This is a genomic window from Fulvivirga sp., assembly GCF_040220315.1.
In the GTDB taxonomy this organism is placed as follows: domain Bacteria; phylum Bacteroidota; class Bacteroidia; order Cytophagales; family Cyclobacteriaceae; genus Fulvivirga.
The window spans coordinates 20,870-38,710 of the sequence record NZ_JAVJUY010000350.1 but is presented as its reverse complement, the minus strand read 5'-3'; the positions used below and the strand labels follow the sequence as shown (position 1 = coordinate 38,710).

The 17,841-nt window shown below is 36.4% G+C and carries 17 protein-coding genes; 13 read left to right on the top strand and 4 right to left on the bottom strand.

Annotated elements, in window-relative coordinates; translation table 11 throughout:
• The first annotated feature begins 120 nt into the window (after positions 1-120).
• Positions 121-1,662 (top strand): M61 family metallopeptidase, encoded by a 1,542-nt coding sequence (locus RLO81_RS17805; RefSeq protein WP_350114876.1) that lies wholly within the window; start codon positions 121-123, stop codon positions 1,660-1,662.
• A gap of 77 nt (positions 1,663-1,739) precedes the next feature.
• Positions 1,740-2,318: a YceI family protein gene (locus RLO81_RS17800; protein ID WP_350114873.1), complete on the top strand. Its 579-nt coding sequence runs from the start codon at positions 1,740-1,742 to the stop codon at positions 2,316-2,318.
• A gap of 5 nt (positions 2,319-2,323) precedes the next feature.
• On the opposite strand, the gene RLO81_RS17795 is transcribed toward RLO81_RS17800, so the two are convergent.
• Positions 2,324-2,731 carry a response regulator gene (locus tag RLO81_RS17795; RefSeq protein ID WP_350114870.1) on the bottom strand — a complete coding sequence of 136 codons (408 nt, stop codon included), beginning with the start codon at positions 2,729-2,731 and terminating at the stop codon, positions 2,324-2,326.
• 274 nt (positions 2,732-3,005) lie between these two features.
• On the opposite strand from RLO81_RS17795, the gene RLO81_RS17790 reads away from it, so the two are divergent.
• Both RLO81_RS17790 and RLO81_RS17785 read left to right on the top strand, forming a co-directional pair.
• Positions 3,006-3,899 (top strand): hypothetical protein, encoded by an 894-nt coding sequence (locus RLO81_RS17790; RefSeq protein ID WP_350114867.1) that lies wholly within the window; start codon positions 3,006-3,008, stop codon positions 3,897-3,899.
• A gap of 111 nt (positions 3,900-4,010) precedes the next feature.
• Positions 4,011-7,079, top strand: a complete 3,069-nt coding sequence (locus RLO81_RS17785; RefSeq protein WP_350114864.1) for an ATP-binding cassette domain-containing protein — start codon at positions 4,011-4,013, stop codon at positions 7,077-7,079.
• A 63-nt stretch (positions 7,080-7,142) separates the two neighbouring features.
• Here RLO81_RS17785 and RLO81_RS17780 read toward each other — a convergent pair whose 3' ends face one another.
• Positions 7,143-8,828: a formate--tetrahydrofolate ligase gene (locus tag RLO81_RS17780; RefSeq protein WP_350114860.1), complete on the bottom strand. Its 1,686-nt coding sequence runs from the start codon at positions 8,826-8,828 to the stop codon at positions 7,143-7,145.
• A 40-nt stretch (positions 8,829-8,868) separates the two neighbouring features.
• Here RLO81_RS17780 and RLO81_RS17775 point away from each other — a divergent pair, with 40 nt between their 5' ends.
• The 9 genes from RLO81_RS17775 to creD all read left to right on the top strand — a co-directional run bounded on the left by RLO81_RS17775 (position 8,869) and on the right by creD (position 14,814).
• Positions 8,869-9,582: a tRNA1(Val) (adenine(37)-N6)-methyltransferase gene (locus tag RLO81_RS17775; RefSeq protein ID WP_350114857.1), complete on the top strand. Its 714-nt coding sequence runs from the start codon at positions 8,869-8,871 to the stop codon at positions 9,580-9,582.
• Between the two features lie 2 nt (positions 9,583-9,584).
• Complete coding sequence (locus RLO81_RS17770; RefSeq protein ID WP_350114854.1) at positions 9,585-9,866, top strand: GNAT family N-acetyltransferase; 282 nt, start codon at positions 9,585-9,587, stop codon at positions 9,864-9,866.
• 155 nt (positions 9,867-10,021) lie between these two features.
• Positions 10,022-10,267, top strand: a complete 246-nt coding sequence (gene rbp / locus RLO81_RS17765) for an RNA-binding regulator (protein ID WP_350114851.1) — start codon at positions 10,022-10,024, stop codon at positions 10,265-10,267.
• Between the two features lie 117 nt (positions 10,268-10,384).
• Positions 10,385-10,963 carry a YceI family protein gene (locus tag RLO81_RS17760; protein WP_350114848.1) on the top strand — a complete coding sequence of 193 codons (579 nt, stop codon included), beginning with the start codon at positions 10,385-10,387 and terminating at the stop codon, positions 10,961-10,963.
• 54 nt (positions 10,964-11,017) lie between these two features.
• Entirely contained in the window at positions 11,018-11,464 is a 447-nt protein-coding gene (locus RLO81_RS17755) for a MarR family winged helix-turn-helix transcriptional regulator (protein WP_350114845.1), read from the top strand.
• Between the two features lie 68 nt (positions 11,465-11,532).
• Positions 11,533-12,429: an AraC family transcriptional regulator gene (locus tag RLO81_RS17750; RefSeq protein WP_350114842.1), complete on the top strand. Its 897-nt coding sequence runs from the start codon at positions 11,533-11,535 to the stop codon at positions 12,427-12,429.
• An 89-nt stretch (positions 12,430-12,518) separates the two neighbouring features.
• Positions 12,519-13,133 (top strand): hypothetical protein, encoded by a 615-nt coding sequence (locus tag RLO81_RS17745; RefSeq protein WP_350114839.1) that lies wholly within the window; start codon positions 12,519-12,521, stop codon positions 13,131-13,133.
• Complete coding sequence (locus tag RLO81_RS17740) at positions 13,130-13,420, top strand: winged helix-turn-helix domain-containing protein (protein ID WP_350114836.1); 291 nt, start codon at positions 13,130-13,132, stop codon at positions 13,418-13,420. The genes RLO81_RS17745 and RLO81_RS17740 overlap by 4 nt, the downstream gene beginning before the upstream one ends.
• A gap of 53 nt (positions 13,421-13,473) precedes the next feature.
• The gene (gene creD, locus RLO81_RS17735) at positions 13,474-14,814 is read left to right on the top strand and encodes a cell envelope integrity protein CreD (RefSeq protein ID WP_350114833.1); all 1,341 of its coding nucleotides are present in this window, start codon (positions 13,474-13,476) and stop codon (positions 14,812-14,814) included.
• A gap of 53 nt (positions 14,815-14,867) precedes the next feature.
• Here the strand turns inward: creD and RLO81_RS17730 are convergent, their stop codons facing one another.
• Positions 14,868-16,592: a M3 family oligoendopeptidase gene (locus tag RLO81_RS17730; RefSeq protein ID WP_350114830.1), complete on the bottom strand. Its 1,725-nt coding sequence runs from the start codon at positions 16,590-16,592 to the stop codon at positions 14,868-14,870.
• Between the two features lie 30 nt (positions 16,593-16,622).
• Entirely contained in the window at positions 16,623-17,747 is a 1,125-nt protein-coding gene (locus RLO81_RS17725) for a 2Fe-2S iron-sulfur cluster-binding protein (RefSeq protein ID WP_350114827.1), read from the bottom strand.
• Between the last annotated feature and the right edge of the window lie 94 nt (positions 17,748-17,841).

The window sequence follows — 17,841 nt, the reverse complement described above, 5'->3', positions numbered from 1 at the left end:
TATGGGTAGGGCCATTAACCCCATTACAGGCACTAATTGGGAAGGAGTTGGAGTAATACCACACCTGGAAACAACAGCCGATTTAGCATTATCAAAAGCACTTGAATTAATAAATAAAGAATGAAAACAATTAATTGTCTGGCACTACTATTTTTAGTAGGATTCACCACCTATGCACAGGAAAATTTACATTATACTATCAATTTAAATGATCGATCTGACGACACATTTAAGGTATTGCTTACTGTAAATAATCTAAACGCAGAAGACTCTATCTATCAATTTGCATCTACGGCACCAGGCACCTATCAAATTGAAGATATTGGCCGATTTGTTAAAAATTTTAAGGCTTTTGATGAAAATGAAAATGAACTTACTAGTAGCAAAAAATCGGTGAACCAGTACAGTATTTCTGAACCTCAAAGGGTAAAAACCATACGTTACGAGGTATTTGAAACATGGGACACACCCGTAAAACAACATCCTATATATAAAATGGCGGGTTCATCATTAGAAGATGACCATGCCTTGATCAATGCCCATTGTATGATAGGTTTTCCCATGACACGGCAGGCTGAAAGCATTTCATTAGAACTACTATACCCTAATAATTGGACGGTTGGCACAGCATTGAAAATAGATAATGATGGTTTCTTTATTGCTGATACGTATGACCATTTAATTGACTCGCCTATTTTGATGGGGAATCTAACGAAAGAATCAGTTCTTATTGGAGAAACAACAATTGAAGTTTACACTTATTCAAAAACAGGATTAATAAAATCGGAAATGCTATTAGAGGATTTAAATGAGTTATTGCTGGCAGCAGAAAAGTTTTTAAATGGTTACCCTGTTGATCGATACACGTTCCTTTTTCATTTCGAAGATGAAACAGTTGGTGCCTGGGAACATTCGTATAGTTCAGAATATGTATTTCAAGAAAGTGACTATACTGATGAATATGCAGAAAGTATTTTATCTATCGTAGCACATGAGTTTTTTCATATTGTAACACCGCTTAACATACATAGTGAAATTATTGAGCAATTTAACTTCACTAACCCAACTCCTTCTATTCACCTATGGCTTTATGAAGGCGTTACAGAGTGGGCTTCAGACATTATGCAACTCAGAGGCAACTTACTGTCTTTAGAAGGCTTATTGGCAGAATATCGCCAAAAATTACTGTACAATGATTACTTCGATCCTACCTACAGCTTACAAGATTTAGCATTAACCTCATTCACACCAAAAGGTGCGCAACAATACGGTAATATTTACCAAAAAGGTGCAATTATAGCAGCACTCCTGGATATAAGATTATTAGAATTATCCAAAGGCAAACAGGGCTTGAGAGAGCTTATATTGGAGCTGAGCAATAAATATGGTAAGGAAAAAGCTTTTTCTGAGAAGAATTTCTTTAGCGAAATCGTACAGATGACACACCCTGAAATAAGAGAGTTTATAGATAAATATATTATAAATGCAGACCCTTTACCAATACAGGAATACTTTGATAAAATAGGTATCTCATATACAAACAGTAAAAAGATTACCCGGAAAAACGGTAAGGAAGAAACAGTGAAACATCATTTCGAAGTAAATAACGAAGCCACTAAAAAACAGAAAAAATTAAGGGAACAATGGCAGAGCAATAGCTAAGCCTATTGCACTCAGACCCACTAGGAAATGTGGGAGAAATTTATTAACTTTTCTTTAGAACGAACCCAATCAGAATTATGAAAAAGTTAACAATTATATCCCTTGTTCTTTTATGTTTCACCTCCTATGGACAGAGCACATGGCAAATAGATATCGCGCATTCTACAGTAGAATTTGAGGTGTCTCACCTTACGGTATCTTCAGTTACTGGCTTCTTCACTTCTTTTGAAGGCAACATTATAACCTCAAAGAAAAATGAATTTCAGGATGCCAAAGTTACCGCAACCATCGATGTAGAAAGTGTAACTACCAATAATTTGGAACGTGATAAACATCTTAAAGAGGACGACTTTTTTAATGCTAAGAAATATCCTACCATCACATTTACAAGCTCGTCTTTTGAAAAGTATGAAGATGGCTCCTACTCATTAATTGGTGATCTGACAATAAGAGATGTTACAAAACCTATTAACCTTGAAGTTGATTTTGGCGGCATTGTAAGTCTTAATAATATGAAAAGAGCAGGTTTTACAGCCAAAGGAACCATTAACAGGTTTGACTATGGATTAAAATGGGATGATGCCCTTGATAGTGGAGGATTAATAGTTGGCGAGAAAGTGGATATTATTATTAAAGTAGAAGCTATAAAAAAATAAATGGCTTAAAGCAGCTTGCTAAGCTCTGTTAATTTTTTGTCAGTCAGTGGTTTAGATACGAATGCTACCACATCAGGATTAGCAGCTACCTTTTCCTTGTCCCGCACATTATCAGAACTGGTAAGAACAATTATCTTTACCTTATTCCTGATTGATTCGTTCATTTTTGAGAACTCAAAAAGAAATTTAAAGCCGTCTATTATAGGCATATTCAAATCCAAGAAAATGACATCTGGAATTTCCGACTGTGGTGCGCTCTTAAGTATGTCAATGGCCTGTTGAGCAGCTTGTATATTCACTATTTCACAAGCAAATTCGTTAAACTCCAACACCTTTTGATTAATGAAAATATCTATTTCATTATCATCAACAAGCATTACCTTTTTCTTCTCCACTTTTTCCATTATCTCCATTGCTAAGAATTAACTTACAGCAATAAAACGAGCGATGATAGCATTTCCATCGATTTGAAACAACATTGAATCAATTAAAATTAGAGATTATAAGAATAATACAATTTATTGAACTATTATACCCAAAATAAAGCCATTTAATCGGTTAGATAGAATATGAAATAGTTAATTCATTTCGCTGCATCTTATTTGTCAAAATAATGCCGCGATATGTTTTATACGCAAAAAAAATATATTAAAATTGGACTTTCAATATATTCAACGATAAAACATTATGAACTTAACTAAACTTGGATACATTTCTACTCTAGTTTTATTTGTCTTCTGTCTGGCATCTTGTGGTTCTGAGAAAAAGAACGAACAGGCCGAAAGTTCTGAAGATTTTGAAAAGGCAGAGTCTGATTTAAAGGAACAAATTCAAGAAGTAGTTTACGAGATACCATCACCTTCAGAAATTCCATTTTTACTCGAAGCCACTGGTGCAGAATACAACGGATCTCTTATTCATGACAATAACAGAGCATCTGAATACACTGCATTGAATGATAAAGCAGCATTAAATTTGGGAGTTTATGCCACAGACATCGGGTACCTGGTATCTTATGACAAAGTGCAGGAATCTTTAACCTACATGGGTACGGCCAAAAAATTGGCTGATAATTTAGGCATTAGCGGCTCTTTTGACACCAGCCTCATTAAGAGATTTGAAAATAACCTTAGCAGAAAAGATTCTCTCGCCTTTTTATTGAATACTACCATTCAAAAAACGGAAATGTATTTAAGAGATGATAACAGAAACCGACTTGCCTCTTTAGTAGTAGCTGGTTCTTTTATAGAAGGATTGTATATCTCTACTCAATTGATCAAAACATATCCAAAAGATATACTCCCAGAAGACAGCCGAAACCTGGTTCTTACACCACTCATCAGGGTAGTATTAGAACAGGAGAAAGCAGTACAGGATCTAAACAACTTATTAAGCAGCCTCGATTCTTCTGACCCAGTAAGTAACTTATTAACTGAATTATCTCTTTTGATAAAAAGTTATGGTGTTTTAAATATTGAAGAACAAATTAAAAATAACAGAGCAGACTTAATACTTACAGATGAGACACTCGCAGAAATTACCGACAGGGTAGCAGCTATGAGGGCTTCGTTGATCAAGTAATTAATACAGCCAATAATATTTAGAAGGGGTTGAATTTAGATTCAATCCCTTTTTTTATAAGGTCAATCAATTATATTAGTAAGTCTAACTCTCACGTCAATCTAAACCTACATGAGCGAGCCATTACTGAAAGCTATTATTCAACTATTTGCCATAGTGGCCAAAGAAGATGAAGTAACTGCTCAGGAACGTGAACAAATAGAGGCCTTCCTTCTCGACCACCTCAATAAGAATGCAGTAAGCAAATACCTCAAAGATTTTGATACATACTGCGATTCAATTACTTCAGGTACACAGGTAAATATTTCTGAAGAACAGAAGCGAATTAAATCAATATGCCGCCATATCAATACTGAACTTACTCAAAAACAAAAAGTGGTCATCGTGCTAGAGCTCATGGGTATTATTTTGGCAGATGGGCATATTTCAGACAGAGAAGATGAGCTAGTTAAAGCAATTGCATCAGAATTTAACGTATCAGAAGAAGAAATAAGTGCCATCAAAACATTTGTAGTTGGTAAAAACCCCGATGATTTAAATCTGGAGCAGATACTTATCATTGACGACAGCACTTATAGTAGTAAAAAGTTTCAGCATATTACGCGCAAAGGGTTGCACGGCTTCATCGCCATACTTCATTTGGCTCAGGCTGATACTTATTTCATAAAATACAAAGGCACTTCAGATGTATATTTAAATGGTGTTCCGTTAAAGGCTGGCAACAAAATGGTGCTTGCCATTGGCTCTACTATTAGAACCGAAAAAGCCAGCCCTGTTTATTATGGCGATGTTATCAGCCAGTTCATGAAGACTGGAAATGAGAAGAAAATTTCTTTCGAAGCAAAAGATATATCGTACAAATTCAAAGGCGGAAAATTAGGTCTCCGAAATATCAATATCGCAGAGGAATCTGGGAGGCTTATTGGATTAATGGGTGCCAGTGGAGCTGGAAAGTCCACATTACTGCATGTTCTTAATGGTACGGAAGCTCCTTCAGAAGGTGCCGTATTAATTAACGGGATTGATATCCATCGTGAAGAAGAAAAGATAAAAGGTGTCATTGGGTTTGTTCCTCAAGATGATTTGCTCATAGAAGAGCTTACTGTTTATGACAACCTCTACTTTGCAGCCAAGCTGTGCTTTGATCATTTAAGTGGGGAAGAGGTAGACGAATTGGTAATTAAAACACTTAATAACTTAGGACTTCATGAAACGAAAGACCTAAAAGTTGGTAGCCCATTGGACAAAACCATTAGCGGAGGCCAAAGAAAACGACTAAATATTGGTCTGGAGTTATTAAGGGAACCTGCTGTACTATTTGTTGATGAACCCACTTCAGGATTATCATCCAGGGATTCAGAAAATATTATGGATCTCCTCAAAGAACTTTCACTGAAAGGCAAGTTGATTTTTGTTGTCATCCATCAGCCATCGTCAGATATATTTAAGATGTTTGATAAACTTATCATCTTAGATACGGGTGGGTATCAGATCTACTATGGCAACCCTGTTGAGGCGGTTGTCTATTTCAAGGATACCATCAATATGATCAACAGTGATGAAGGCGAATGCAGGGAGTGCGGTAATGTGAACCCCGAGCAGATTTTCAATATTATTGAAACCCGAGTGATAAATGAGTACGGGAATTTCACTACAGAACGAAAAATTTCACCAGAACACTGGAATCAAAAATACCTCGAAAGCCTTAAGCCAACTACGGTTCAAACAGTTAAGGAAAAACCAGAGTCTACGCTAAATATTCCAAATCAACTTAAGCAGTTGTACTTATTTATTTCGAGGGATTTCCTTTCGAAGTTGAGCAATAAACAATATCTGCTCATTAATTTATTAGAAGCCCCTTTATTGGCTTTTGTACTGGCTTATTTAGTTCGCTATCATAATACCAACAATACCATTACGATTGACTACCTTTTTAGTGCCAATTTAAATATTCCAGCCTATCTGTTTATGAGTGTGATTGTTGCACTCTTTATGGGCCTTACAGTGAGTGCTGAGGAAATCATTCGGGATAGGAAAATTTTAAAACGGGAAGCTTTTTTACACCTCAGCAGAAGTAGCTATTTATTGAGTAAAGTATTTATTCTTTTCAGCCTTTCGGCAATTCAGACATTCTGCTTTGTGCTTATTGGTAATTATGTACTAGAAATACATGGGATGCTCCTGTCCCACTGGCTTATTTTATTTTCAACCTCTTGCCTGGCCAACATGATGGGACTCAATATTTCATCTGCTTTTAACTCTGCTGTAACCATTTACATATTAATTCCAATACTTCTAATACCTCAATTAGTACTAAGTGGCGTTGTGGTGCGTTTTGATAAACTTAATCCAGATTTGGGTAGTGAAGGCGAAGTGCCATTGGTGGGTGATTTAATGGCATCTCGATGGGCGTTTGAAGCAGCTATGGTCGCTCAATTCAGGGATAATGAATATGAAAGCATCTTTTATCCGTACGAAAAGGTATTAGCTGAATGTGATTACAAGCGTATTTATTATATACCCAGCCTGGAAACAAAACTTGAGTTTAGCTTAAATAATTTCAGGAAGAAGAATGACCCTCAAGCCCGAGAAAAAGTGAGTGAAGCACTGCAGTTACTAAGAAATGAGATTAATGAAGAACTCATATTTGCTGGTCATCAGTTTGATGGTGTTAATGAACTTACACTTGAAAAGTTTGATTCAACTGTTTATAGAAACACCTATGATTTTCTTGAAGTGATGCGCCAATTTTATATTAACAGGTACAATAAAGCAGATAAGTCAAGGGATAATCTTATCCGAACAATGACTGACACCCCTGAAAAAAGGGCGCAGTTTGATAAGATGAAGAAAATGTATAGAAATGAAACCATTGTGGAGATAGTCAAAAATCAGAACGAGACCCACAGAATTGTAGAAGAAGATGGAAAACTCATTCAGAAGATTTATCCAATCTACAATGACCCTGAACCTGATCACATTTTTGATTACAGGTCTTTATTTTATGTGCCCACGAAACATTTTGCAGGTATTTATCTTGATACCGTTCATTTTAACCTTATCGTCATATGGATTATGTCTATTATTTTGGGTGGTACCTTATATTACGATCTTCTTAGAAAGTTTATTAAGATGTTAGAGAACACTGCAAGAAAATTTAAACGAGATGAAAATCCATAAAGACATTGTTGCTTTAGGGTTCTTTCTTATTACTCTTATTATTCTTTGGCTGGTGCTCGGATTCTAACTAAGCCCAGATATTTTACCATTGTTGTCTATATCCATACCAACTGCTGCAGGCTTGGACGGTAGTCCTGGCATTCGAAGCATATTACCCGTTATAGGAATACAAAAACCAGCGCCCGAGGCTATTTCTATCTCACGAACGGTTAAGGTAAACTTTTCTGGTTTACCCAAAGCCTTGGGGTCGTCACTAAACGAATATTGTGTTTTAGCAATACAAACTGGCTTATCATTCAACCCTATTCGCTCTATCTTTCGCAAATTTTGCTTTGCTTTCGGTAGAAATTCTATATCCTTAGCACCATAAATTTTGCGCGCAATTCGTTCTATTTTCTCTTTTACAGATAGCTCCCATTCATACACAGGCTTATAGGTTGATTTGCAAGATTCCACGGCTTTAATAACTTCTTGCGCTAAATCAGTGCAACCGTCACCGCCTTTCTCCCATCCTTCACACAACGCCACCTTCACCCCTAATTCTTTACACCTGTTCATAATAATTTCTACCTCTTCTTCTGTATCAGAAACAAACTTATTAATACACACTACACCTGGCAGACCATACGTATTGATATTTTCAATATGCTTTTCCAGATTTTCTAACCCTTTTACCAAAGCGACTGTATTTGGCGTTTTCAAATCCTCCAATGCCTGGCCTCCATGATATTTGAGCGCTCGTACAGTGGCAACCAATACAATGGCTTTGGGGCTTAACCCTGAGTAACCGCATTTTATATCCAGGAATTTCTCGGCACCTAAATCAGCACCAAAACCTGCTTCTGTTACTACATACTCCGATAATGACATGCCTATTTTGGTAGCAATTACAGAGTTTGTTCCCTGAGCTATATTAGCAAAAGGTCCACCATGAATAATTGCCGGATTACCCTCTAAAGTCTGAACGAGATTTGGTTTGATGGCGTCTTTCAACAACACTGCCATAGCACCTTGGGCATTTAAATCTTTAGCAAAAACTGCCTTGCCCTCATAGGTGTCGCCCACATAGATATTGCCCATCTTCTCTTTCAAGTCATCAATACCTTTAGCAAGACATAAAATGGCCATAATTTCAGAGGCCGCTGTTATATTAAACCCCGTTTCGCGCATCATACCTCCCGGTTTACCTCCCATTCCAGAAACTATCTCGCGTAGAGAGCGATCGTTCATGTCCATTACACGCTTCCATTCTACCGTTCTTGGATCAATACCTAAATTACCTTCTTTGGACTGTATGTTATTATCAATTATTGCCGCCAGCAGATTATTTGCCTTTTCGATGGCTGCGAAATCACCTGTAAAATGAAGGTTGATATCCTCCATAGGTACAACCTGACTATAACCACCCCCTGCTGCCCCTCCTTTCATGCCAAATACCGGGCCTAACGATGGCTCGCGCAAAACAACAGTTGTTTTCTTGCCAATTTTATTAAGTCCTTCTGAGAGTCCAATGGATGTAGTTGTTTTGCCTTCACCTGCCGGAGTTGGTGTCATTGCAGTGACCAACACCATATTACTTTTAGACACTTTTTCCTCATCGATAAGCTTAAGCGGAAGTTTTGCTTTATAGTTTCCGTACATTTCTATATCGCTCTCAGTGATATTAACACTTTGAGCTATATCTTTAATATGTTTAAGCTTAGCAGCCTGTGCTATTTGCAGATCGGAAAAGTATTGTTTTGAGGCCATAAAATCTCCTAATTGGTAACGTAGACTAAATTAAAAAATATTGGAGAAGGACAAGGATATATTTCAGTTTAAACAGTTTGAGGTAAGCCACAGAAATAGCTCTATGCGTGTTGGCACTGATGCTGTTGTTCTTGGCGCATGGGCCGATATATCCAATCAAAAGAAAATATTGGAAGTCGGCACAGGTTGTGGAATTATCTCTTTAATGATTGCTCAGAGAAATGCAGATGCAATTATTGATGCTATCGATATTGATGAAGGCTCTGTTGAAGAAGCTAGACTAAACTTTAATAGATCACCCTGGTCTAAAAGGCTATCGGTTTGTAAAAATTCATTTCAAAGTTTTGAACCGAATCAAAAATATGATCATATAATAAGTAATCCCCCATTTTTTGAATCAGGTACGAAGAGTCCTGTGAATAAAAGACAAAATGCGAGGCATACCAACATGTTAACATTTGAAGAATTAATAAAAAACACCAAAAAACTACTAGCTGAAAACGGAAAACTTTCATTAATTATACCTTTTGAAGAACAGGAGAGAATGTATGACGTAATTGAAAGGCAACAGCTAAACATTCATAAAAAACTAAATTTTAAAGCCAAAGAAACCACTAAAATTGAAAGAGTGTTGTTAACAATCGGTAGTAATACAACGGAAAAAGAAGAACTTAGCATGTATCAATACAATGCTGATGGCACCTGGAGTAGTGACTATAAAAACTTAACAAAAGACTTTTACCTAAAATTATGAATATGGAAATAAAACATAGTGTAGATGGGAATAAAGGCCGTTTTTACATGGAAGATGACAAAGGAACGGCAGCAGAAATGACTTATTCAAAAGCTGGTGACGACCGGTTTATTATAGATCATACAGAGGTTGACGACAGGTTTAGAGGGCAGAGCCTTGGACTAAAACTGGTTGAGGCAGCTGTAGGGTATGCCAGAAAAAATAAAATGAAAATAATGCCATTGTGCCCTTTTGCTAAGAAAATGTTCGAGAGGCACTCAGAATATAATGACGTATTATGGTAAAGTTATGTCTATACGATCACTAGTATTAGTGAAATCCTTCAACTATATTTGATACAGCTTAGAAGCGATCTAGTGATTGATTATTACGGAATTCCAAAATGAACACTCATTTATTTCACTTTAAAAGCTTATTTAATTAATCAATCATTATTACCATGAACATTTTCGTAGCAAAACTCAATTTTAAAACAACAAACGAGCAACTTCAAGCACATTTTGAAGCATTTGGTGAAGTATCATCTGCTAAAATTATTTTTGATAAAGAAACAGGCCGATCTAAAGGTTTCGGGTTTGTTGAAATGCCAGATGACGCGGCAGCAAAAGAAGCCATTAACCAACTGAATGAAACAGAATTTGATGGAAGGACAATTGCAGTAAAAGTAGCGAACCCTCGATCATAAACATACAGAAGTAGCAGTAACACATATTGCTACTTTTTTATTTATTTATTTGATGTTGTAACATTAATGTTGTAACATCGTTTATAATTTCAACACAAATTAAAACAGACTTAAATTATGAAAAAGTTAATCTTATCATTCGCACTAGTTGCTGGTTTCTCAGTAGCTCAGGCACAAATCAACTGGCAAATTGACAAAGCGCATTCTACCATTGGCTTTAATGTTACTCACCTTGTTATCTCAGAGGTTGAAGGCAAGTTCAATGAATTTGATGCCAAAGTAGTAAGTACTTCTGAAGATTTTGCCGGATCTGAGGTATCGTTTACAGCTAAAGTGGCTTCTATTGATACTGACAACGAGCAAAGAGACACGCACTTAAAATCTGAAGATTTCTTTGCAGCTGAGTCAAACCCTGAATTAACCTTTAATGGAAACATCAAAAAAGAAGGTGAAAAGTACAAGTTGGTTGGAAAACTTACAATGAGAGGTACTACGAAAGATGTTACGTTTGATGTGAAGTATAATGGTACGATCAAAGACCCTTGGGGAAACATTAAGTCAGACTTTAAAATAACAGGTACTGTTAACAGAAAAGAATATGGTTTAAAGTGGGGTGCTTTAACTGAAGCTGGTGGTGCAGTTGTTGCTGATGAAGTTGAGATCGTTTGTAACGTGGAATTACAAAAACAAAGCTAATAACCTTATATTTGGGGGTTGCTTACTTAAGCAGCCCCTAACCTTATTATGGATATGAAATTTGAAGAAGAAATTAAGCAAAGAAAATTCCGGAGCGCACAGCAAAAAGCGACTCTGAATTTATTGTTTACTTCTAACTGGCTCTCTAATAAGCACAAAGATTTCTTCAAGGAATATGGCCTTACTCCTCAACAATACAATGTATTGCGCATTTTGCGCGGCCAGTTTCCTAATTCTATTTCTACATCAGATATTAAAAATAGAATGCTGGACAAGCACTCTGACACTTCCAGGATTGTTGATCGCTTGACCTTGAAGGGTTGGGTAACAAAAAAAGAGTGTCCTTCTGACAGAAGACTGGTTGATGTTGTAATTTCAAAAGATGGATTGGATTTACTCAGCAGAATGGATACTGCCACCAACCAATTAGATGAAACTCTTGGATTAACTGAGGATGAGGCATCTCAGCTATCAAAGTTACTTGACAAGATCAGGGGTTGATAAAACATTAACACGAATCTTATTTATCCATAGAACATTTTTGATGATAGTATTAGATTAGAGCGCTCATGTCTAATACACGCAGCCAAAAAGATTATATAAAACGCATGAACGAGGTATTTCAATTTATTGAAAATCACCTTGAATCAGAATTATCGTTAGAATTGATTGCCTCAAAAGCAGCCTTTTCCCCCTACCATTTTCATAGGATATTTAAGCACATTTCAGGTGAGCCACTTAATGAGTATATCAATAGAAAAAGAATAGAAAAGTCTGCGGCCATGCTGATTCATAAACGGGAGTTAGGAATTACTGAGATAGCCCTACAGAATGGATTTACAAGTAACTCTTCCTTTACAAGAGCTTTTAAACAGTATTATGATCTGAGCCCAACACAATTCAGGTTGCAGTACCCTCATAAGTTTAGCAAGATTGGTCAAGAAACACCAAACTATGACCAATACCTTAGTGCCATGAAACACCTTAAAACATGGACAGAAATGAATGCAAAAATTGAAGTTAAAGAACTTACATCATTTGATGTGGCCTATATCTCTTGCATAGGGCCGCAAAATTTAGAAGCGACTTTTGGCAAACTTTTTCAATGGGCAGCACCTAAAGGGTTAATACAAAATGCGGATTCCAAACCTATAATTATTTATCATGATAGTTTTAAAATAACGGATTATGATAAAGTAAGAATAAGTGCCGGTATTACATTAAATGAACCAATTGAAGTTAGCGGAGAAGTTGGACTAACTACCATTGAAAGTGGTAAATTCATTAGCGGAATGTATGAAATAAGTTTTCAGGAATTTGAAAAGGCCTGGACAGGCTTGTTTTTATGGATGAATGAAAAAGGGTACGAGAAGGCTGATGTAAATCCTTATGAAATCCACCATAATAACTTTAATGATCACCCAGAAAAGAAAAGTATCGTTGAGCTTTTTATTCCAATAAAGTAGAATGTTAATCATATTTCTTCTTAATACTTATTCATGTTGTTGCTTTTAATGATTCATTTCATTTACTTTGTATTTCAAAGTACTTTTAGATGAAAGAAAAATACATAGAAGATCTCAAAGAAATTAAAGACATTATGAATCGGTCCTCCCGATTCATTTCTTTAAGCGGACTATCAGGAATTTCAGCAGGTATCTGCGCTTTAATTGGAGCTTACCTAGCTTATAATACAGTTTATCAAAATCAGAATTACCTGGGCTACCGAAAAGCAATTATTACTGGTGATAGTGTTTCCACCCTTTTACTTATTGCGATCGGGACCATGATCGTGGCAATTGGAAGTGTGATTTACTTTACTACCCGTGAAACAAAAAAGAGAAACCAGAAAATTTGGGATCATCAAACCAAACGTCTTTTAATTAATTTATCCATTCCGTTGGTAACAGGTGGAATACTTGCCCTTATGTTTCTTTACAAAGGGTTTATAGGAGTTGTAGCACCCCTTACTCTCATATTTTATGGTTTAGCGCTGGTTAATGCCAGCAAATACACACTCGATGAAATTAGAAGCTTGGGTATTATAGAAATTTGTTTGGGGCTAATTGCCATGCAATTCATAGGCTATGGTCTCCTTTTTTGGGCAGTGGGTTTTGGTATATTGCACATAATCTACGGTGTGTTCATGCAATTGAAAAATAAGTCGTGAAAGATATCCTTAAAGACTTAGATAAAGCCTTTGAAAATAAGGTGCGCCTGGGCATAATGTCTGCATTAATGGTCAATGAATTTATGGATTTTAATACGCTCAAAGACTTGCTAGATGTAACTGACGGGAACCTTGCAAGTCACCTCAAATCACTAGAGAAAACTGAATATATCACTTTTAAAAAAGAATTTAATGATCGAAAACCACACACTAAATACTATGCTACTGAAGCAGGAAGAATGGCCTTCACAAAACATTTGAACGCAATTGAACAGCTATTAAAATAAAAAAATTTATTATATCACTTTGCATTTCAAAGTACTTTTAAACTAAATTAATTATGAACACAGACAGAAACCCTATTGAAAAAGTGAATAACATGATTAAGACATCTGTTACTCTTAAACTTATTACAGTTACAATTTTGATGTTGCTCTTGCTGATACCAGCCTCAATGATTCAATCAATCATTTCAGAAAGGGAGCAACTTAGTAAGTCCGTTATTGAAGAAGTCTCATCAAAATGGGCTGAAAACCAATTAATTAACGGTCCTTTTCTCACCATTCCTGTTACTTATGAATATAAGAATGGTGATAAAATAACGACCGTTACTAAGAATTGGCATACCCTGCCAGAAGAGTTGAAAATTTATGGAGATGTTAAGCCTGAAATACTTAAACGTGGCATTTACGAGGTAGTGGTTTACAAATCCAACCTATCAGTCTCTGGTGATTTTAAAATTACCACTCAGCCTGATCCAGAAAACCTCAAAGACATTCACTATAATAAGGCATTTTTAACTATAGGTATTTCCGACTTAAGAGGTATTAAAAATGACCTAAAGTTTAATTGGAACGACAAAGAGCTAAAAGTGCATCCAGGATCAAGAATATCAGATTTAGTCTATTCAGGAGTAACGTTGAATTTACCTGATCTGAAAGATTCGATACACGATAATTTCAATTTCAACTTTAATATAGACCTACAGGGAAGTAGAAATTTATCTTTTACTCCTTTGGGCAATACCACTAGTGTCACAATAAATTCACCCTGGCAATCGCCATCATTTAAAGGTAATTTTTTGCCCGATGACAGAGTTATTAATGACAATGGATTCACAGCTTCATGGTCTGTTTTACAGCTTAACAGAAACTTTGCACAGAGTTGGGTAGGGTCGGGTTATTCTAAATCAATTGAGGCATCAGCATTTGGCGTAGATTTAATTTTACCATTAGATGATTATCAGAAATCATATCGGTCTGCCAAATATGCCGCCATGACAATTGCATTGACGTTTTTAATCTTTTTTCTGGTAGAAATCATAAACAAAAAGAAAATTCATCCATTCCAATATGCACTTGTGGGTTTAGCTCTTTGTTTATTCTATACTTTACTGGTTTCTATTTCAGAACACTCCCATTTTAATATTGCCTACGGAATTTCAGCTGTTGGTATTATTGGGATGATCACGCTTTATTCATTTAGTGTTTTTCAAGTACGCAAACTATCATTGCTTCTGGTAGCGACCCTATCAGGTATTTATGGGTTCTTATTCGTGACATTACAATTAGCAGATTATGCACTGCTTATGGGCAGCATCGGTTTGGCTGTAATATTGGGCGTAACAATGTATTTTACCAGAAATATTAATTGGTATAAGTTGAATTTAGAGACTCAGTAATAGTAAATAAAAAGCCCTGATGAATCAGGGCTTTTCTTTTCTTAAACTAAATCTTACAGTTTCTCCAACTCCCCTTTCACAAACTCCATCAATTCTTTTATATACTTTTTACTGAAATCAAACTTGATGTTGGCTGCTTCATACACTTCTGGAATAGACTTAGTATATCCTAATTTCAAGGCATTCATGTAGCCTTCCAACCCCTTCTTAGAATCCTCTTTGTAGTTTTTCCATACTGCAACAGCACCTAATTGTGCCATGCCGTATTCTATGTAATAGAATGGCACTTCGTAGAGGTGTAACTGCTTTTGCCAGAGATATTTCTTGTTTTCTTCCAACCCACTCCAATCTGTAACATTATCATAAAACATCTCGAATATCTCTAACCAGGCGGCATGGCGCTCTTCCAAACTATGATTAGGATTTTCATAAATCCAGTGTTGGAATTTATCAATGGTTGCTACCCACGGGAGTGTTTCAATGATCTGTTCCAGATGTTCTTGCTTGGCTCGTTTTAAATCCTCCTCATTATCAAAAAATAGATTCCAATGATCCATTGAAATAAGCTCCATACTCATAGAAGCTAACTCAGCCACTTCGGATGGTGTATGCTTAAAATCGCTTAATTCAAGATCTCTTGTAAGGAATGAATGCACCGCATGCCCACCTTCGTGAAGAATGGTAATCATATCACGCAAAGTGGATGTGGCATTCATAAAAATAAATGGAACGCCAATTTCTGAAAGTGGGTAGTTATACCCTCCCGGTGCCTTGCCTTTACGGGATTCAAGATCCAAATGCCCCATCTCGTTCATTATTGACAGGCACTGACCTAAATAAGGATCGAGACGTTTAAAACATTCGATAGTTTTTTGAGTTAAGTCGTTTCCACCATCAAACGGCTTCAAAGCTTCTCTATTTTGAGGATCAACAGCCTTATCCCAAGGTCGTAGGGTATCTACACCAAGTTGCTTCTTTCTCTCTTGAGCTAATTCATTAAGCATAGGAGCTACTTCTTCTTTTACGGAAGCATGAAAATCAAAACAATCTTGCGGTGAATAATCAAAGCGACCCATAGCTTTGAACATATAATCTCTATAATTATCGAAGCCCGTATTCTTAGCCACCTGATCTCTCAAGTTGATCAGCTTTGTATATAACTCGTCAAATTTCTCCTTATCAGCCAATCTACGCTCAGCTATTTTGTGATAAACCTCCTCGCGTTCTTTTCTATCAGTTGACTGAAGCTTTACTGCCGCCTGTTGAAGCGTTAATTCCTTACCATCCAACTCTACAGTCATCGCACCACTCAGCTGACCGTATTTCTGAGTTTCTGTTTGTATCTCGGTGTTAATTGGAATATTCTCTTCTCTAAAGATTTCAATATCCTTTCGCATTTCGCGGATCATAATATCGAAACCGGTTTCCTTTTCTAAGTCCTTCAGAAATTCGGAAGCCACTGCCTTTTTGTTTAAACGATCGGATATGGGAGCGATTTTAGGCTGAATTTCCTGCACAAAATATTGGTAGGCTTTAGAATATTCCTCATTATCGGTATAGCGAGTCATATTAATATATCGCCAGCCTGCATCTTCCGACAAAATAGATTCTAATTCGCTTCTATCTTTAAACCACTTTCTCAAATCAGCCAGACTATTAATCTCACGTTTTTCTAACGCCTCGTAGTACGATTTAAGCCCATCCCAATCCTTTACCTTAAAATCTTCAGGCACAAACTTTCTTTCTGGTCTTGATGGAACCTCTACTTTATCTATCATGTATTATGTTATTACTTAATTCTAAAACTATTAACCTATTTCAATCACCACATCATCGGTAAGCGGGTGACCAACGCAGGTAAGCACAAAGCCTTCTTCCAATTCAGATTCTGAAAGTCCTTCTTCTTCATCCAACTTCACTTTACCTGACAAGCACTTACCTCTACACGCTGTACATAAACCACTTTGGCAAGAGTATGGTAAATCGATGCCCAAATCAAGCGCTGTTTCTAAAATTGGCACTCCTGGCTGCACAGTAAACTTATGTTCTTCCCCATCATAAATAACAGTGACTTCATGCGCTACACTTTCACCTTCATTCGACTCTTTCGCAGCAGCTTTTTCAGCCTTATCAATTGTACCAGTAACGAAACTTTCTTTAAATACTCTGTCCTTAGGAATTTTCTGCTCTTCCAAAAGATTCTCAACATTCTTCATCATTCCCTCAGGGCCGCACATCAGGTATGTTGTTTTATCTAAGCCCCAATTTGGAATACGCTCAAAAATCTTCACCAACATATCGTGATTAAGCAAACCGCTGTGGCCTTGCCAATTCATAGGAGCATCGTCTAACACATGAATAACATGAAGTCGACCCTCAAAATTGGTTTGCATCTTATCAAACTCCTCTCTAAAGATGATACTATCGATATCCCTGTTGCAGTAAATTAAAGAACACACGCTATCAGGCTCCTGATTTAACGTTGATTTGATAATTGACATCATTGGCGTGATACCACTGCCACCGGCAAACATGATTACGTGCCTTTTATTGGTTGAGTCGTATTCAGTTGTGAACACACCCATTGGCTCCATAATCTTTATAGTATCACCAGCATCTAAATTATCTGGCAACCAGTTAGACATTAAACCACCTTCTACTCTTTTTACCGTAACTGCTAAATCTTCATCCACAAATGGTGAGCTACAAAGGGAATAAGCCCTGCGCACTTCTTTGCCATCAATCTCATTAATCAGCGTTAAAAACTGTCCTGATTTATAGCTTATTTTCTCTTCAGGCTGGTTAAATACAATGGTGATTGCGTCCTTTGTTTCCTGAATAATATTTTTAATTGTGAGGTTGTGATATTTATTACCACCAGAAGATGGTTTATCATTCGTATCCTTATTTTTCTTAAAAAAGCTAAATGCCATATCTTATAGTTTTCTTGTCTCTATTTAGAAGCAGCAAAGTTAGTAAGTATTGTTCTATTCGATGAAGCAATACAAGGTTTTTACACTCCTGCTA